The sequence below is a fragment of the Stenotrophomonas sp. WHRI 8082 genome, from assembly GCF_040223995.2.
Lineage (GTDB): Bacteria > Pseudomonadota > Gammaproteobacteria > Xanthomonadales > Xanthomonadaceae > Stenotrophomonas.
Genome location: NZ_CP167826.1, coordinates 517,550 through 532,269 on the forward strand (window position 1 = coordinate 517,550; position 14,720 = coordinate 532,269).

16 protein-coding genes are annotated in these 14,720 nt (G+C 65.7%); 2 read left to right on the forward strand and 14 right to left on the reverse strand.

From position 1 onward, the window contains the following. Positions 1–9 precede the first annotated feature (9 nt). The 12 genes from recX to rlmE all read right to left on the reverse strand — a co-directional run bounded on the left by recX (position 10) and on the right by rlmE (position 12,121). Positions 10–507 (reverse strand): recombination regulator RecX, encoded by a 498-nt coding sequence (recX, locus tag ABRP17_RS02260; RefSeq protein ID WP_188324406.1) that lies wholly within the window; start codon positions 505–507, stop codon positions 10–12. 112 nt (positions 508–619) lie between these two features. Next, entirely contained in the window at positions 620–1,660 is a 1,041-nt protein-coding gene (gene recA, locus ABRP17_RS02265; protein WP_188324407.1) for a recombinase RecA, read from the reverse strand. A 155-nt stretch (positions 1,661–1,815) separates the two neighbouring features. Further along, positions 1,816–2,460 carry a transcriptional repressor LexA gene (gene lexA, locus ABRP17_RS02270; RefSeq protein WP_192080535.1) on the reverse strand — a complete coding sequence of 215 codons (645 nt, stop codon included), beginning with the start codon at positions 2,458–2,460 and terminating at the stop codon, positions 1,816–1,818. Between the two features lie 809 nt (positions 2,461–3,269). Then, complete coding sequence (ubiB, locus tag ABRP17_RS02275; RefSeq protein WP_188324409.1) at positions 3,270–4,952, reverse strand: 2-polyprenylphenol 6-hydroxylase; 1,683 nt, start codon at positions 4,950–4,952, stop codon at positions 3,270–3,272. 36 nt (positions 4,953–4,988) lie between these two features. Continuing rightward, the gene (locus ABRP17_RS02280; RefSeq protein ID WP_188324410.1) at positions 4,989–5,483 is read right to left on the reverse strand and encodes a CinA family protein; all 495 of its coding nucleotides are present in this window, start codon (positions 5,481–5,483) and stop codon (positions 4,989–4,991) included. 30 nt (positions 5,484–5,513) lie between these two features. Further along, the gene (gene hflX / locus ABRP17_RS02285; RefSeq protein WP_188324411.1) at positions 5,514–6,824 is read right to left on the reverse strand and encodes a ribosome rescue GTPase HflX; all 1,311 of its coding nucleotides are present in this window, start codon (positions 6,822–6,824) and stop codon (positions 5,514–5,516) included. 14 nt (positions 6,825–6,838) lie between these two features. Continuing rightward, the gene (hfq, locus tag ABRP17_RS02290; RefSeq protein ID WP_188327310.1) at positions 6,839–7,117 is read right to left on the reverse strand and encodes an RNA chaperone Hfq; all 279 of its coding nucleotides are present in this window, start codon (positions 7,115–7,117) and stop codon (positions 6,839–6,841) included. A gap of 102 nt (positions 7,118–7,219) precedes the next feature. Beyond that, the gene (miaA, locus tag ABRP17_RS02295; RefSeq protein ID WP_349986753.1) at positions 7,220–8,173 is read right to left on the reverse strand and encodes a tRNA (adenosine(37)-N6)-dimethylallyltransferase MiaA; all 954 of its coding nucleotides are present in this window, start codon (positions 8,171–8,173) and stop codon (positions 7,220–7,222) included. Further along, positions 8,173–9,069: a dihydropteroate synthase gene (gene folP / locus ABRP17_RS02300; protein ID WP_349986755.1), complete on the reverse strand. Its 897-nt coding sequence runs from the start codon at positions 9,067–9,069 to the stop codon at positions 8,173–8,175. The genes miaA and folP overlap by 1 nt, the downstream gene beginning before the upstream one ends. A 92-nt stretch (positions 9,070–9,161) precedes the next feature. Then, the gene (locus tag ABRP17_RS02305) at positions 9,162–9,347 is read right to left on the reverse strand and encodes a hypothetical protein (RefSeq protein WP_188324413.1); all 186 of its coding nucleotides are present in this window, start codon (positions 9,345–9,347) and stop codon (positions 9,162–9,164) included. A 125-nt stretch (positions 9,348–9,472) separates the two neighbouring features. Beyond that, the gene (gene ftsH, locus ABRP17_RS02310; protein ID WP_188324414.1) at positions 9,473–11,425 is read right to left on the reverse strand and encodes an ATP-dependent zinc metalloprotease FtsH; all 1,953 of its coding nucleotides are present in this window, start codon (positions 11,423–11,425) and stop codon (positions 9,473–9,475) included. A gap of 63 nt (positions 11,426–11,488) precedes the next feature. After that, the gene (gene rlmE / locus ABRP17_RS02315) at positions 11,489–12,121 is read right to left on the reverse strand and encodes a 23S rRNA (uridine(2552)-2'-O)-methyltransferase RlmE (protein WP_188324415.1); all 633 of its coding nucleotides are present in this window, start codon (positions 12,119–12,121) and stop codon (positions 11,489–11,491) included. A gap of 65 nt (positions 12,122–12,186) precedes the next feature. Here rlmE and yhbY point away from each other — a divergent pair, with 65 nt between their 5' ends. Together yhbY and ABRP17_RS02325 are read left to right on the forward strand one after the other, a co-directional pair. Next, a complete protein-coding gene (gene yhbY, locus ABRP17_RS02320) occupies positions 12,187–12,492 on the forward strand; it encodes a ribosome assembly RNA-binding protein YhbY (protein WP_188324416.1) in 306 nt (101 codons plus the stop codon). Between the two features lie 18 nt (positions 12,493–12,510). Next, the gene (locus ABRP17_RS02325; RefSeq protein WP_188324417.1) at positions 12,511–12,885 is read left to right on the forward strand and encodes an Mth938-like domain-containing protein; all 375 of its coding nucleotides are present in this window, start codon (positions 12,511–12,513) and stop codon (positions 12,883–12,885) included. A gap of 435 nt (positions 12,886–13,320) precedes the next feature. On the opposite strand, the gene ABRP17_RS02330 is transcribed toward ABRP17_RS02325, so the two are convergent. Together ABRP17_RS02330 and ABRP17_RS02335 are read right to left on the reverse strand one after the other, a co-directional pair. Next, positions 13,321–14,103 (reverse strand): peptidoglycan DD-metalloendopeptidase family protein, encoded by a 783-nt coding sequence (locus ABRP17_RS02330; RefSeq protein WP_188324418.1) that lies wholly within the window; start codon positions 14,101–14,103, stop codon positions 13,321–13,323. Next, on the reverse strand, positions 14,100–14,714 hold the full coding sequence (locus ABRP17_RS02335; protein WP_192080526.1) for a YqaA family protein: 615 nt from the start codon (positions 14,712–14,714) through the stop codon (positions 14,100–14,102). The genes ABRP17_RS02330 and ABRP17_RS02335 overlap by 4 nt, the downstream gene beginning before the upstream one ends. Positions 14,715–14,720: the final 6 nt, after the last annotated feature.

Here is a 14,720-nt window from a genome sequence, read left to right on the forward strand (position 1 = left end):
CAGCGCCGCTCAGTCCTCTGCATCGAAGCGGGTCGCGCGGCGGATGGTGTCGCCATCGAACCCGCGGCGGGCCAGCAGGTCGGCAGCCTTGCGCCGCTGGGGCAGATCCTGCGGTCCTTCCTCGCCGAATCGACGGCGAACCAGGTCGCGGGCGTTGTCGAGGAAATCCCCTTCGTACCGATCCATTGCCGCACTCACGGCGTCGCTGTCCAGACCGTGGGTACCCAGCTCGGCGAGGATATGGCGCGGGCCATAGCCGCCATTGGCGCGGTTGCGCACCAGTGTTTCCGCAAAGCGCTCATCGTCCTGCCAGCCTTCGCTGGTCAGCCGGTCCACGGCGGCCTGGGCCTGCTCGGGTTCGATGCCGCGGGCCACCAGCTTCCGGCCGAGCTCCTTGCGCGAGTGCTCGCGCCGCACCAGCAGGCCCAGCGCGCGTTGCAGCGGCGTCAGCTCAGGCCGTCGGCGCTTGCGGGCCGGAGCGGCGGGCGGTTCGGTTTCGTCGTGCATGTCCACATCCTTCCGTCAGCGTCGTGGCGTCACGCCACCCGACCAACGGGCATCAAGAGCTGCGGGACAGGGCGACGTCACTGACGGCGCCGCCCTGCCCCGCAGGCACTGCTTACGCTTCTTCGGCGTCGTCTTCGTCGCCCGCTTCCTTGGGCGCCTCGGCCGGCTGGAACTTCTCACGCAGTTCCGCTTCCAGCTTCTGGGCGACCTTCGGGTTGTCGCGCAGGTAGCCGCGGGCGTTGTCCTTGCCCTGGCCGATACGCTCTTCACCGTAGCTGTACCAGGCGCCCGCCTTCTCGACCAGCTTGGCTTCCACGCCCATGTCGATCAGCTCGCCTTCGCGGCTGATACCTTCGCCGTACAGGATCTCGGTGATGACCTGCTTGAACGGGGGCGCCAGCTTGTTCTTGACCACCTTGATCTTGGTCTGGTTGCCGATGATCTCGTCGCCCTTCTTGATCGCGCCGATACGGCGGATATCCAAGCGCACGGAGGCATAGAACTTCAACGCGTTGCCGCCGGTGGTCACTTCCGGGCTCTGGCCCGGCATCATGACGCCGATCTTGTGGCGCAGCTGGTTGATGAACACCACCAGCGTGTTGGAGCGCTTGATGTTGCCGGTCAGCTTGCGCAGCGCCTGGCTCATCAGACGGGCCTGCAGACCCGGCAGCTGGTCGCCCATTTCGCCTTCGATTTCCGCCTTCGGCGTCAATGCGGCGACCGAGTCGATCACCACGATGTCCACCGAGTTGGAGCGCACCAGCATGTCGGCGATTTCCAGCGCCTGCTCACCGGTATCCGGCTGCGACAGCAGCAGGTCGTCTACATTGACGCCCAGCTTGCCGGCATAGATCGGATCCAGCGCATGCTCGGCGTCGATGAACGCTGCCGTGCCGCCCTTCTTCTGGCACTCCGCGATGGCCTGCAGGGTCAGCGTGGTCTTGCCGGACGATTCCGGGCCATAGATTTCCACTACCCGGCCCTTCGGCAGGCCGCCGATGCCCAAGGCAATGTCCAGCATCAGCGAACCGGTCGGGATGATCTCGACAGGCTCGACAACGCGGTCGCCCATGCGCATCACCGAACCCTTGCCGAACTGCTTTTCGATCTGGCTCAGAGCGGCGGCCAGGGCGCGCTTCTTGTTCTCGTCCATTGTCTTGGTCCTTGAAGTAGTGGTCATCTTTTTAATCGTGGTCAACTCGGGTTCGGGGGAGACTGTAGCGGCCGCTCATCGCACAGAGTGAGACGCGGGCCGGGCAAGTCGAACATTATCGCCGCAGACGTCAGCGGCAGCCGTCCCCGGGATGTTCAGCGGTTGGGTCGCAGCAGGCCGCAGTACAGGCCTTCGATGGAAAAATCCTGGTCAGGTTGGACTTCGATCGGCGCATAGTCCGGGTTTCTCGGCAGCAGGCGGATCCGGTCCTTGCCGATCTTCAGCAGCTTGACGGTGATTTCCTCGTCGATCCGCGCCACCACGATCTGCCCGGTGCGCGCATCACGGGTGCGATGCACGCCGATCAGGTCACCGTCGAAGATGCCTTCGTCGATCATCGAGTCGCCCTGCACCTTCAGCAGGTAATCCGGCGCAGGCGAGAAGAACACCCGGTCGAGCACGACGAAATCGTCCGATCCGATGTCCGCCCCGATCGGCAGGCCGGCGGCGACACGACCCAGCACGGGCAGGCGCAGCACGCTGTCATCCAGCGCCGGATCGGCCACCTGCTTCAACGGCGGGGCCTGCATCAGCCGGATACCACGCGCCTGCCCCGGCACGCGGCGGATCGCCCCGGCCGCTTCCAGGGCCTCAAGGTGATACTGCGCTGCGCGCACCCCCTTGAAGCCGAAGGCCCGCGCGATCTCGGTCTGCGACGGCGGCACGCCATCGCTTTCGATGCGGTCGGTGATCATCTGCAGGATGGCCTGCTGGGTTTCGGAGAGCGTCGTCGTGTCCATGGTTAGTAGTAATACTACTAACTCAATCGTGTCGCAAGTGCCTCCGATGTGGCGGCGAACGGCTGGGCCCCTCGTGGTGGGTCGCGGAGAGCGGGTTACGGTGATTGGGCCGGGCGATGGGACTGGGCGGGGGACGGCAAAGGCTGCATCCATGCTGGCCTCGTTTCGCGCCATCCTTGGCGCTCAACGCCCCCGCCCAGCCCCATCGCCCGGCCCTGTGACGGTTCGCGTGCGCCCACCACGGACAAAAAAAGAAGGAGCAGAAGCGGAAGCGGTAGCGCCGAGCCGTGCTCGGCGGAATGTTTCCGCCAAGGGCCCGCTGCGCTCGCCGACCATGGGTCGGCGCTACCTTTTTCTTTTTACGTGGTGGGACGCACACGCGGACTGTCAGGGCCGGGCGGTGGGGCTGGGCGGGGGCGTTGAGCGCCATGGATGGCGCGAAACGAGCGCTACATGGACGTACTTGTGCGCGTCCCCCGACCAGCCCCACCGCCCGGCCCATCCACAGTAGGCAGCTCCAAGCGACCCACCACGAGGGGCTCAGCCGTTCGCCCGATGTTTCCGCCAACGGCCCGCTGCGCTCGCCGACCATGGGTCGGCGCTACCTTTTTCTTTTTGCGTGGTGGGACGCACACGCGGACTGTCAGGGCCGGGCGGGAGGGGTTGGTGGGGGCGTTGAGTGCCATGGATGGCACGAAACGAGGCCCGCATGGATGCAGCTCTTGCCGTCCCCCACCAACCCCTCCCGCCCGGCCAAACCCAGAGAGCTCCAACCGACCCACCACGAGGGGCTCAGCCGTTCGCCCGCCTCACCGACGGCGGCCGCTGCGCCAGATCGAAAACAGAATCCACACCCCGCACAACCCTGCGCCGATGAAGCCGCCCACGCCCAGCACCAGCAGCCAGCGGCTGGAAAGCCCACCCACGCTGTGCATGACGATCGAGGAGCCGATGATCAGCGCTGCGGTGATGATGCCCACCACCAGCCGGTTCGCTGCCTGGTTCACCTGATCGCCGAAACCCTTCAGCGCATTGGTTTCGACCTTGATCTGCAGGCGACCGCGGCGTGCCGCCTGCACCAGCCGACGTAGATCACGTGGCAGCTCGCCAGCCAGGTCGATCATTCCCAGCAGGCTGCGTCGTCCCCGCCGCAGCAGTGCGCGCGGCGCGTAGCGCTGCATCACCACACGCTCCAGGAACGGGCGCGCGGCACTGGCCATGTCGAATTCGGGATCCAGCTGCCGCCCCATCCCTTCCAGGGTCAGGAAGGCCTTGATCATCAGCGCCAGATCCGCCGGCAGCATCAGGTTGTAGCTGCGCAGCAGCAAGGTGATGTCACTGAGCATCAAGCCGATGCGCAGGTCCTTCAGCGGGACACCGCGATAGCGGTCGACGAACTGGCTGATGTCCTGCTGCAGGCGTCCTTCGTCCACCGCTACGCCGCCCGCCCAGTCCAACAGGATATCGGCGACGGCCTCCGGCTCTTGTTCGACCAATCCGTGCAGCAACTGTGCAACCTGGAATCGACGCGACTCGGAGAGCGTACCCACCATGCCGAAATCGATCACCCCGATGCGCCCGTCGCGCAGGTAGATGATGTTGCCCGGGTGCGGATCGGCGTGGAAACAGCCGTCCTGCAGCACCATCTTCAGCACGATATCGGCGCCGCGGTTGGCCAGCTGGCGCCGGTCCAGCCCGGCGGCATCCACGCCGGCCAGGTCACGCCCGGAGATGCCGTCGACGAAATCCTGGACGTTCAAGCTCTCGCAGGTCCACTGCCAGTGCACCTGCGGGATCAGGATGTCCTGGCGACCTTCAAAGTCGCGTGCGATGCGCTCGGCGTTGCGGCATTCGGCCGCGAAATCCAGCTCGCGACGCAGCGATGTGGTGAACTGCTGCACCACCTCGGCAGGATGATAGCGGCGCAGGTCCGGCAGCCGCGCTTCGATGATCTCGGCCAGCCGTGCCAACAGGCGCAGATCCGCCTCGACGACGTCACGGATGCCGGGGCGACGCACTTTCAGTACGACCTCGCGGCCGTCGTGCAGCCGCGCACGATGCGCCTGCGCCAGCGAGGCGGCGGCCAGCGGCGTTTCGTCCAGCCATGCAAATACCTGCGCCGGCTCTCCACCGACGTCTCGCTTCAACTGCTCGTGGATCTGCGCATAGGGCAGCGCCGGCACCGCATTCTGCAGTTCGGAAAATTCAGCGATCCATTCGGGCGGGAACAGGTCCACGCGGGTAGCCAGCACCTGTCCCAACTTGACGAACGTAGGACCGAGCTCTTCCATCGCACGGCGCACACGCATCGGCGCGGTCATCGGCAGCCGCTGGCTGCTGTCATCGCCCCAGTGCAGCAGGCGACCTGCACGCTCGAGCACATCGGCCAGGCCGATTCGCCGCACCAGATCACCGAACCCATAACGGATCAGGACCGCCGCAATTTCCTGCAGACGTCCAAGGTCACGGACCGTGCCCAGTGTTTCCCACATCGAAGACCGCTCCGTGCCGAGTGAGCGGCCAGCATCTCACAGCTGGGCGAGCATCCCGTGCAACGCCGCCGAAACGGTCTGCCGACGGATCGCGTCGCGGTCGCCGTGGAAATGGAACAGCTGTGCCTGCGCGTAGCCGCCGCGCCGCTTCCAGCCGATCCAGACGCTGCCGACCGGCTTGTCATCGCTGCCACCGCCAGGACCGGCGATACCCGTCACGGCGATCGCCACTCCAGCGCCGGAATTGATCAGGGCACCGGATACCATCTCCAGCACGGTCTCGCGACTGACCGCACCGAACACTTCCAGCGTCTGCGCACGGACACCCAACAGGCGCTGCTTGGCTTCGTAGCTGTACACCACCATCCCGCAGTCGAAGAACGCCGACGAGCCGGCGATATCGGTCATGCACTTGGCGATCCAGCCGCCGCTGCAACTTTCGGCGGTGACCAGCTGCAGCTGGGCGAGCCGCAGCGTCTGGCCCAGTTCGCTGGCCAGGGTGGCCAGCATGTCATCAGTGGGAACGGTCATGGCGATCCTGCGGCAAGGGGGCAGCCCACGCTACCACTCCGGCAGTTTCTCGGGCAGCAGCGCGCGGATCGGAGCACCGTCTTCACCGGCGGCGAGTTTCTCCGCCTCGGCGATCGGGATGTTGACCTGCAGCAACCAGCCATCTTCATCGCTCACTTCCTCGCCCACCACCTCCAGCTGATGCAGCTTGGCCCGCAATCGTCCCGCAGAGGGCGGCAGACGCAGCTCAGCCGTCACATGCTGCAGGCCGAGGCGCTGGCCCAGTACGCTCTGCAACAGCTCCAGGCCGCGCCCATCGCGCGCGGAAATCCACACGCGTTCGCGGCGCGACTCGTCCGGCACGCCATCCTGGCCGTCGTGGCGGACGTCGGCCCCGTCGATGCGGTCGATCTTGTTGAAGACCAGCAGTTGCGGCAGATCACCTGCCCCCACGGCGGTCAGCACCTCGTCCACCTGCGCGATGCGTTCTTCGCGGTGCGGATCGGCGGCATCGACGATATGCAGCAGGAAGTCGGCGTCGCGCGCCTCGGACAATGTGGAACGGAACGCCGCCACCAGGTCATGCGGCAGGTCGCGCACGAAGCCGACGGTATCGGCCAGCACCACGTTGCCGCCGGGCAGCACGATGCGGCGCACGGTGGGATCCAGCGTGGCGAACAGTTGGTCGGCCGCGTAAGCGTCCGCACCGGTCAGCGCATTGAACAACGTGGATTTGCCGGCGTTGGTGTAGCCCACCAGCGCCACGCGCGGCAGCTCGCTGCGCAGGCGCGCACGACGCATCTGCGTGCGCTGCACTTCCACTTTTTCCAGGCGCTTCTGCAGCTGTTCGACGCGCTTCTGCAGCAGGCGGCGATCGGTTTCCAGCTGCGTCTCACCCGGGCCGCGCAGGCCGATGGAACCACCGCGCTGGCGCTCCAGGTGGGTCCAGCCACGGATAAGGCGCGTGGACATATGCCGCAACTGGGCAAGCTCGACCTGCAGCTTGCCGTCATGACTGCGAGCGCGCTGGGCGAAGATATCCAGGATCAGACCGGTACGGTCGATCACCCGGCGCTCCAGGAATTTCTCCAGGTTGCGTTCCTGGCCCGGGCTCAACGCATGGTTGACCAGGATCAGGTCGGCACCGCTTGCATCGGCCGCCGCCTTCACTTCTTCCAGCTTGCCGCTGCCGATCAGCGTCGACGGACTGGGCCGGTCGATGCGTGCAGTGATGGTGGCGGCGATGCTGGCACCCGCCGAGCGTGCCAAGTCACCGAACTCTTCCAGCACGTCTTCTTCCAGCTTGCCCATATGGGGCTGGATCAACAGGGCGTTTTCGCCCTTTTTCGAGCGATCAAACACGAACCACTCCAAGGTTATTCAATTGAGTCATCACCTGCCTGCTGGCCGTCCTCGTTGGACTGCACAAGACCGCCGCCCGGGCCCATCTTCACATTACGCGCTGGCACCACCGTGGAAATGGCGTGCTTGTAGACCATCTGGCTGACGGTATTGCGCAGCAGCACCACGAACTGGTCGAACGATTCGATCGTGCCCTGCAACTTGATGCCATTCACCAGATACACCGAGACCGGCACGCGCTCGCGCCGAAGTGCATTCAGAAACGGGTCCTGCAGCGATTGCCCCTTGGACATGGCTAACTCCTGATTATTGTTTTTATGGGTGTCGGCAGCTACCACGGCCCCCCAGCCAACCACCGACTTGCCGATGGTACACGGCAGGCGCACGGGACGCTTTCAGGACGGGACGAAGGCGGAGACCGCTGCAGCCATCCGCTGATGTTCTAGATGGGGATCGAACCAGCGCGCATCAAGTTCCCCGCGCAACCAGGTCAGTTGCCGTTTGGCCAGCTGGCGTGTGGCGAATATCGCCTTGTCACGGAAAGCGGCCGCATCCACGTGGCCATCCAGGAACTCCCAGGCCTGGCGGTAGCCCACCGCACGCACGGCGGGCAGATCCAACGGGCTGGGCACGGCGGCCAAGGCGGGCAGCGCGCGCAGCGCATGCACCTCATCCAGGAAGCCTTGCGCCAGCATGGCGTCGAAGCGCTGTTTGATGCGCCGGTGCAGCACAGCGCGATCCTGTGGCGCCAGCACCAGCTTCAGCGTCCGCAGCGGCAACCTGCCCTCGCCCGGCTGGCGCTGCCAGTGGCTGATCGGCTGGCCGGTCAGCCGATGCACTTCCAGCGCCCGCTGGATACGCTGCGGGTCCGTTGCGTGGATTCGTGCGGCGGCCTGCGGATCGATCTTCGCCAGGTCAGCATGCAGGGCCGCCCAGCCGCGCTCGGCCGCCTCCGCGCTGATCTCCGCCCGGGTGGCCTCATCGGCGGGCGGCATGGGCGACAGCCCTTCCAGCAGCGCGCGGAAGTACAGCCCGGTGCCACCGGCGAGGATCGGCAGCTTGCCGCGCGCGACGATGTCATCCACGGCGCGGCGGGCGGCGGTGGCGAACTCGGCGGCCGAAAACGCCAGCCACGGGTCACACAGGTCCAGCAGGTGATGCGGCGCCTGCGCGCGTTCGGCGGCATCGGGCTTCGCCGACCCGATATCCAGCCCGCGATACACCAGCGCCGAATCGACGCTGACGATTTCTCCATCCAGCTGCTGGGCCAGCGCGATCGCGGTCGCGGTCTTGCCGCTGGCGGTCGGGCCCATCACCGCGATGGCAAGTGGCCGCCGATCGATGGCCATCAGTCTTCGTCCGGCCAACGGATGCTCGGCGCGGCGTCCTTGCGCACGGCAGGCACGGCCTGCACCGCCTGCCACAGCTTCAGGGCATCCACCGTGGCCGCCACGTCGTGCACGCGCACGATGCGCGCGCCACGCTGCACGGCGATCACGTGCGCCGCCACCGAGGCGGCGAGCCGGTCCGCGGGTACGTCGCGGCCGGTGATCTCGCCCAGCATGCGCTTGCGCGACAAACCGGCCAGCATCGGCACGCCGAGTTCGATGAAGCGGTCCGAGCGGGCCAACAGCGTGAGGTTATGCTCCAGCGTCTTGCCAAAGCCGAAACCGAGATCGACGATCAGGTTCTTCTTGGCGATGCCTGCCATTTCGGCGGCAAACAGCCGCTGCACGAGGAAACGATGTACCTCGGCCACCACGTCGTCGTACCGCGGGTCGGCCTGCATGCTGCCGGGCTCGCCCTGCATGTGCATCAGCACCACCGGCACGCCGGTATCCGCCGCGGCCTCCAGCGCGCCAGGCTGACGCAGCGCATGGATGTCGTTGATCATGCCGGCGCCCGCAGCGACGGCGGCACGCATCACCTCCGGCTTGAAGGTGTCGATGCTGATCGGCACAGCGGTGCGCGCCGCCAGTTGCTCGATGACCGGCAGTACCCGGCGCAGTTCTTCCTCCAGCGACACCGGCGCACTGCCGGGGCGGGTGGATTCCCCGCCGATATCGAGGAGGTCCGCTCCTTCTTCCACCAGTTTCAGGCCATGGGCTACCGCGGCGTCGGTACTGTCGTGTGCGCCGCCGTCGGAGAAAGAATCCGGGGTGACGTTGACGATACCCATCACCTGCGCACGGTCCAGCCGCAGAACACGACCGGCGCAATCAAGCTGGGGGGAGATATCGAACATGGCGGACCCTCGGGCGTAGTGACGGCCGCTGGCCGCGAACAGGAAATTCAACCGATCCGCCTGGCATACCGCGGCGCGACCAGCAGGGGGAGTCAGCGCTTGCGGCGCTTGCGATCCACGTACAGCGTCTTGCCGATGCTCAGCACGATACCCAGCGCGATACCGACCCCGCAGCCCAGCAGCAGGTTGTCCATGCCCAACCCGACGGCCACGCCGACGACGGTGGCGATGACCATTTCGGTGGTGTGGGAAATCGGCTCGGGAGGGGGCGTCGACATGAGGCATCCGGGGGTGGAAGGAACGTCGTCCTATTGTCCCGCACCGGCCCGCCCCGTGCACGGAACACATGAACGGAAAAGGCCGGGTTTCCCCGGCCTTTTCCTGCACGATCACGCTTGGCGGATCAGATCTGCTCGGCCGGCCCACTGATCGGCGGCACCGGACGGGCGTCACCGCCCTTGTCATTGTTGCCGCCATCCTTGTTGTCGCTGTTGTTCGGCGACTTGGCCCAGCCCATCGGCGGCGGCGGATCGCGGCCTTCCATGATGGCGTCGATCTGCGGCGCGTCGATGGTCTCGTACTGCAGCAGCAGCTGGGTCATCGCGTGCAGCTTGTCGACGTTGGCGGTCAACAGCTCGGTGGTACGGGCATACGCCTTGTCCAGGATGCTGCGCACCTCTTCATCGATGCGGCGCGCGGTATCGTTGGATACGCTCTTGTGCTGGGTGACCGAACGGCCCAGGAATACCTCGTCGTCTTCCTCGCCATAGGCGATCGGACCGAGGGTCTCGGACAGGCCCCACTTGGTGACCATGTTGCGGGCCATCTTGGTGGCACGCTCGATGTCATTCGAGGCACCGGTGGTGACCTTGTCCGCACCGAAGATCAGCTCCTCGGCCACGCGACCACCGTACAGCGAACACAGCTGCGAATTGATCGCCACGCGGTTGATCGAGTACTTGTCGCCTTCCGGCAGGTACATGGTCACACCCAGCGCACGACCGCGCGGAATGATCGTGACCTTGTAGACCGGATCATGCTCGGGCACCAGACGGCCGACGATGGCGTGGCCCGCCTCGTGGTAGGCGGTGAGCGTCTTCTCTTCTTCGCTCATGGCCATCGAGCGACGCTCGGCACCCATCAGGATCTTGTCGCGGGCACGGTCGAAGTGGTCCATGCGGACTTCCTTCTCACTGTTGCGCGCGGCAAACAGGGCGGCCTCGTTGCACAGGTTGGCCAGGTCGGCACCGGAGAAACCAGGCGTACCGCGGGCGATTACCATCGGTACGACATCGTCGGCCAGCGGCAGCTTGCGCATGTGCACCTTGAGGATGTGCTCGCGGCCCTTCACGTCGGGCAGGCCGACCACGACCTGACGGTCGAAGCGACCCGGACGCAGCAGCGCCGGATCCAGTACGTCCGGACGGTTGGTCGCGGCAATGACGATCACGCCTTCGCCGCCTTCGAACCCGTCCATCTCGACCAGCAACTGGTTGAGGGTCTGCTCGCGCTCGTCATGACCGCCGCCCAGGCCGGCGCCACGATGGCGACCGACGGCGTCGATTTCGTCGATGAAGATGATGCACGGCGCGTGCTTCTTGGCCTGCTCGAACATGTCGCGCACGCGGCTGGCGCCGACGCCGACGAACATTTCCACGAAGTCCGACCCGGAGATCGAGAAGAACGGCACCTTGGCTTCGCCGGCGATGGCTTTCGCCAGCAGCGTCTTGCCGGTACCGGGCGGGCCGACCATCAGCACGCCGCGCGGGATCTTGCCGCCCAGCTTGGTGAACTTCGACGGATCGCGGAGGAAGTCGACCAGTTCGCCGACTTCTTCCTTGGCCTCGTCGCAGCCTGCCACGTCGGCGAAGGTGACCTTGACCTGGTCTTCGCCCTGCAGCTTGGCCCGCGACTTGCCGAAGGACATGGCGCCCTTGGCGCCGCCGCCACCGCCCTGCATCTGGCGCATGATGAACAGCCAGAAGCCGATGATCAGGATGACCGGCAGGAAGTTCATCAGGATGGCGCCCAGCGAGATGCCGCTGGACGGCTCCTGCTGGACGATTTCCACGTTCTTGGTGCGCAGCACGTTGATCAGGTCGCGATCGAACGGCGCGGTGATGGTGGAGGTCTGGCCGCCACGGGTGGTGTAGGTGATTTCGTTGGTGCCGCCGCGCATGTCGCCGGCGAAGGTCACCTTCTGTACCGTGCCGCTGTCCACCTGGTCCAGGAACTGCGAATACGTGGCACCCGGAGCGCCCGCACCACTGGTCTTGGGCGAGAAGCTCTGGAATACCACCATCAGCACGACGGCGACGACCACCCATAGCAGGAGGTTCTTGGTCAAGTCGTTCATCCTCATTGGCTCCGGTATTCCTCTTGTGCTGGGTGGCGCGTGGGTACTGCTTGCGTGTCGAGCTTACTTGATCGTGGCGCGCTTGCCTTGTCCGAGGGCATAGACCTCGGGGGAGCGCTTGCGTGAGGCGTCCGGCTTACGGATGGAGACCTTGTCGTACCGCCGGCGCATTTCACGCACGTAGTCGTCAAAGCCTACCCCTTGGAACAGCTTGATCAGGAATGCCCCACCGGTCTTGAGGTGGTTGTCGGCGAAATCCATGGCCAGCTCTGCCAGGTGCATCATCCGCGGCTGGTCCACCGCATCCATTCCACTCTTATTGGGGGCCATATCGGAGAGCACAAGGTCCACCGGCTGCTCACCGACCATTGCCTCGAACTGCGATAGGACGGTTTCTTCCCTGAAGTCGCCGTGAAGGAAGTCCACGCCGGCCAGCGGCGGCATCTCCAAGATGTCCAGTGCGAACACCCGACCGGTATCGCCCATCTGCCGGCGGACCTGCTGCGACCAGCCACCGGGCGCCGCGCCGAGGTCCACGACCAGCATGTGCGGCTTCAGCAGCCGGTCACGTTCGAGCAGCTCTTCCAGCTTGTAGGCGGCGCGCGAGCGCATGCCCTCGGCCTGCGCCTTCTTCACATAGGGGTCGGAGAAGTGTTCTTTCAGCCAACGCTGGCTGCTCTTGCTGCGGGAAACCATAGTAAATACAGCCGGGTGGGGTCGCCATGATACCCTGAACCCCCCAAGTCACAGCGCTTTCCTGCATGTCCACTGCCCTGACCGCATCCCAGACCCGTTTTCTTCGCGGCCAAGCCCACGACCTCAAAGCCCTGCTCCAGATTGGTGGCAAAGGCGTGACCCCGGCCTTCCTGGCCGAGCTGGAAGAGGTGCTGGAGCGCCACGAACTGATCAAGGTGAAGGTGGGTGCGGAAGATCGCGAAGCCCGCGACGCCATGATCGCCGAGCTGGTGACCACGACCGGCAGCACCCTGGTGCAGCGCATCGGCCACGTCGCCGTGCTGTACCGCCCGAGCAAGGAAAACCGCCAGATCGTGCTTCCGCGCGGTTGATCGGAGCCCCGTCCCCGTATGCAACTCAGTCACGAAGCGCCTGATTACGCCTACACCCTGCGGGGTGCGGATGGTCATTCGGCGCGCATCAACGACCGCGAGCTGGCCAGCAGCTTCATCGTCACCCCCCAAGTGCTGGTGGAGGACTGGCCGGTCGCTTCGGTGGCCGCGCTGACGGTCGCCCATCTGGAGCAGATCCTGGCACTGGAGCCGGTGCTGATCGTGCTGGGCACGGGTGCCCGTCAGGTATTTCCGTCACCGCAGCTGATGGCCACGTGCCTGTCGCGCGGTATCGGCCTGGAAGTGATGAACAACCCGGCCGCCGCGCGCACGTTCAACATCCTCGCCGGCGAAGGCCGCAAGGTCGCCGCCGCGTTCATTCTCGAGCGATGAGGGTTGGCCGCTGAGAGCGGCTTTCGGCCATGGGTTCTGTGTTTGGCGAGGGGGAACGCCCCTGTGCGGGACACGCGCAAGTACGTCCGTGTAGCTCTTCGCGGCTCCTGCCGCTCAAGGTCCCGCCCAGCGCCCTTCCCCCTCGCCCCGACAGTCCGCCGGTGGCCGGGGAAAAAGAAAAAAAGCAAAAGCAAAACAAAGCCGATCCAACGATCGGCTGCTTTGCTTCGCTTTGCTTTGCTTTTCTTTCTTACCCCGCCGAGGGGATGTGTCGAAGGCGGGTGCCGGCGGGGCAGATGGGACCGTTGGAGCCCATGGATGGGCGGAAACGAGCCTACAGGGACGTACTTGCGGCGGGTCCCATCTGTCCCGCCGGCACCTGCCCGCTGCCAAACCCCACAACCAACTCGGCATCCGCGCCCTCGGCGCGACACCTCAGCGCGCTGGCAGGTACTGCTGGGGATCGACCGGCTTGCCGTTGTAGCGGATCTCGAAATGCAGCATGTCCCGGTTCGCACCGGTGCGGCCCATCTCGGCGATCTGCTGACCGGCCTTCACGCTCTGTCCTTCATTGACCAGGCGCTTGCGGTTGTGACCATAGGCCGACAACCACTGCTCGTTGTGCTTGACGATGATCAACTCGCCATAGCCCACCAGACCGGCACCGGAATACACCACCACGCCATCGGCGGCAGCTTTCACCGCCTGTCCGCTGGTGCCGGCGATGTCTACGCCCTGCTTGGTCGTTTCACCCGCTACGTAGCGGCCCACGACCGCGCCGTCGGCCGGCCAGCGCCAGCTGACATTGCTGCGCACCGGGGCCACCGTGGACACCGGCGTGGTCGTGGTCGTCGTGCCACCCGAAGGCCGCGGCGCCGTGACCACCGTGGTCGGCACCCGACCGCCGCCCGCACCCTGCGGATACAGCCGGATGATCTGCCCCGGATAGATCGTCGAGGGATTGGACAGGCTGTTCCAGGCAATCAGGTCGGAGGGCGTGATGCTGTGGATGCGCGCAAGGGCGTAGACCGTATCGCCCTTCTGTACGCGCACGGTCTTGCCCGGCTGCGCCACCGAGGTCTTCGGCGTGGACGAGGCCCCACCGCTCCCCCCACCGGACGGACGCACCACGGTGGCCGTGCCGCACGCGGTCAGCGCGGACAGCGCCATGGCCAGCGCGCCCAGGCGCAACCCCCTGTTCAAACAATCAGCACTCATGCGAACTTCGACCTCCATACAAGCCAAGCCACCATCGCCACTACCAATGCAGTAGCGATCCAGCCCAGCGGTTCAATCCAGCGACGCAACGCCGCTTCAGCGCGCGCTCCACCGATGCGGATGACGGCGGCCAGCACGAATACGCGCTTGCCGCGACCAATCAGCATGCTCAGCAGATACTGCGGCATCGGAACACCGACGATACCCGACGCCCATGTGAAGACCTTCATCGGGATCGGCATGAAGCCGCCCAGCACCAGGAACGTGAACACCGCCCACGGCGAATCAGCCATCTTTTCCTGCACGATCGCGATACCGCGTTCGATGCCCGGCAGCATGCCCATCGTATCCAGCAACGGCTTGACCGCCTCGTAGGCGAAGTGACCCAGCGCATAGCCCACCACCGCGCCGACCATCGAGCCGGACAGGCTGAGCGTGGCGAACCACCAGCCGCGCTTGGGCTGGGCAACGCACATCGGGGCAAGCATCACTTCCGGCATCACCGGGAAAATGATCGCCTCGATGAAGCTCAGCACCGTCAGGTAGGTCGGTGCCCGCTCATGGTTGGCCCACTTCAACGCCCGCTCGTACAGCGGCCCAAAGATCTTCATGAATGC

Coding starts and splice junctions, on each gene's coding strand:
- lexA (WP_192080535.1), bottom strand. CDS start 2,460: ATGGACACGACGACGCTCTCCGAAACCCAGCAGGCCATCCTGCAGATG.
- hfq (WP_188327310.1), bottom strand. CDS start 7,117: ATGTCCAAGGGGCAATCGCTGCAGGACCCGTTTCTGAATGCACTTCGG.
- ABRP17_RS02280 (WP_188324410.1), bottom strand. CDS start 5,483: ATGACCGTTCCCACTGATGACATGCTGGCCACCCTGGCCAGCGAACTG.
- ABRP17_RS02325 (WP_188324417.1), top strand. CDS start 12,511: ATGCAACTCAGTCACGAAGCGCCTGATTACGCCTACACCCTGCGGGGT.
- ubiB (WP_188324409.1), bottom strand. CDS start 4,952: ATGTGGGAAACACTGGGCACGGTCCGTGACCTTGGACGTCTGCAGGAA.
- ABRP17_RS02330 (WP_188324418.1), bottom strand. CDS start 14,103: ATGAGTGCTGATTGTTTGAACAGGGGGTTGCGCCTGGGCGCGCTGGCC.
- miaA (WP_349986753.1), bottom strand. CDS start 8,173: ATGGCCATCGATCGGCGGCCACTTGCCATCGCGGTGATGGGCCCGACC.
- recX (WP_188324406.1), bottom strand. CDS start 507: ATGCACGACGAAACCGAACCGCCCGCCGCTCCGGCCCGCAAGCGCCGA.
- folP (WP_349986755.1), bottom strand. CDS start 9,069: ATGTTCGATATCTCCCCCCAGCTTGATTGCGCCGGTCGTGTTCTGCGG.
- ABRP17_RS02335 (WP_192080526.1), bottom strand. CDS start 14,714: ATGAAGATCTTTGGGCCGCTGTACGAGCGGGCGTTGAAGTGGGCCAAC.
- ABRP17_RS02305 (WP_188324413.1), bottom strand. CDS start 9,347: ATGTCGACGCCCCCTCCCGAGCCGATTTCCCACACCACCGAAATGGTC.
- yhbY (WP_188324416.1), top strand. CDS start 12,187: ATGTCCACTGCCCTGACCGCATCCCAGACCCGTTTTCTTCGCGGCCAA.
- rlmE (WP_188324415.1), bottom strand. CDS start 12,121: ATGGTTTCCCGCAGCAAGAGCAGCCAGCGTTGGCTGAAAGAACACTTC.
- recA (WP_188324407.1), bottom strand. CDS start 1,660: ATGGACGAGAACAAGAAGCGCGCCCTGGCCGCCGCTCTGAGCCAGATC.
- ftsH (WP_188324414.1), bottom strand. CDS start 11,425: ATGAACGACTTGACCAAGAACCTCCTGCTATGGGTGGTCGTCGCCGTC.